We start from the raw sequence: 1,285 nt of genomic DNA, 5'->3' as shown, positions 1-1,285 counted from the left end.
CGAGGCCGAGGGCCGGCATGTCCAGTGAGACGGTGGCCTCCTGGGTGTGGTGGGGGTCGAGGTTGACCACGACCAGGACCAGGTCGTTCCCGGCGCGTTTGCTGTAGGCGAGGACGGCGTCGTTGTCGGCGTGGTGGAAGTGCAGGTCGCGCAGTTGTTGCAGGGCGGGGTGGGCGCGGCGCAGGGTGTTGAGGCGGGTGATCAGGGGGGTCAGGGTGCGGCCCTCGGCCTCGGCGGCCTCCCAGTCGCGCGGGCGCAGCTGGTACTTCTCGCTGTCCAGGTACTCCTCGCTGCCCTCGCGCAGCGGGGTGTTCTCGAACAGCTCGAAGCCGGCGTACATGCCCCAGGTGGGGGAGAGGGTGGCGGCCAGCACCGCGCGCACGGCGAAGGCGGGCGGGCCGCCGTGCTGGAGGTAGGCGTGCAGGATGTCGGGGGTGTTGACGAAGAGGTTGGGGCGCAGGAAGGCGGAGGTCCCGCGGGCCAGCTCGGTGGCGTAGTCGGTGAGCTCCTGCTTGCTGTTGCGCCAGGTGAAGTAGGTGTAGGACTGCTGGAAGCCGACCGCGGCCAGGGTGTGCATCATGGCCGGCCGGGTGAAGGCCTCGGCCAGGAAGATCACGTCCGGGGCGGCGGCGTTGATGCGGGCGATGACCTGCTCCCAGAAGACCACCGGCTTGGTGTGGGGGTTGTCCACGCGGAAGATGCGCACGCCGTGGGCCATCCAGTGGCGCAGCACCCGCACGGTCTCGGCGACCAGGCCGGGCAGGTCGGCGTCGAAGGCGATGGGGTAGATGTCCTGGTACTTCTTGGGCGGGTTCTCGGCGTGGGCGATGGTGCCGTCGGGCCGGTGGTGGAACCACTCGGGGTGCTTGTCCACCCAGGGGTGGTCCGGGGAGCACTGCAGGGCGAAGTCCAGGGCGACCTCCAGGCCCAGCCGGCCGGCCTCGGCCACGAACGCGTCGAAGTCCTCCAGCGTGCCCAGGTCCGGATGGACCGCGTCGTGCCCGCCCTCCGGCGACCCGATCGCCCACGGCACCCCCACGTCGTCCGGACCCGCGCTCAGCGTGTTGTTGGGCCCCTTGCGGTGGGTCGTGCCGATGGGGTGGATCGGCGGCAGGTAGATCACGTCGAAGCCCATGTCCGCGATGGCGGGCAGGCGCTTCGCGGCGGTCCGGAAGTCGCCGCTGACCGGCGGCTTCCCGGGTTCGACCACCGCGCCCTCCGAGCGCGGGAAGAACTCGTACCAGGAGCCGAACAGCGCCCGCTCGCGCTCCACCAGCAGCGGCAG

The 1,285-nt window shown here is 71.2% G+C and carries 1 pseudogene; it reads right to left on the bottom strand.

Annotation, left to right across the window (positions count from 1 at the left end):
- Positions 1–1,285: pseudogene (locus tag IE271_RS40465) on the bottom strand (alpha-1,4-glucan--maltose-1-phosphate maltosyltransferase); the annotation flags it as partial.

The sequence above is a fragment of the Streptomyces minutiscleroticus genome, from assembly GCF_014650875.1.
GTDB classification, from domain to species: Bacteria; Actinomycetota; Actinomycetes; order Streptomycetales; family Streptomycetaceae; genus Streptomyces; species Streptomyces minutiscleroticus.
This window is presented reverse-complemented; position numbering and strand designations above follow the sequence as displayed.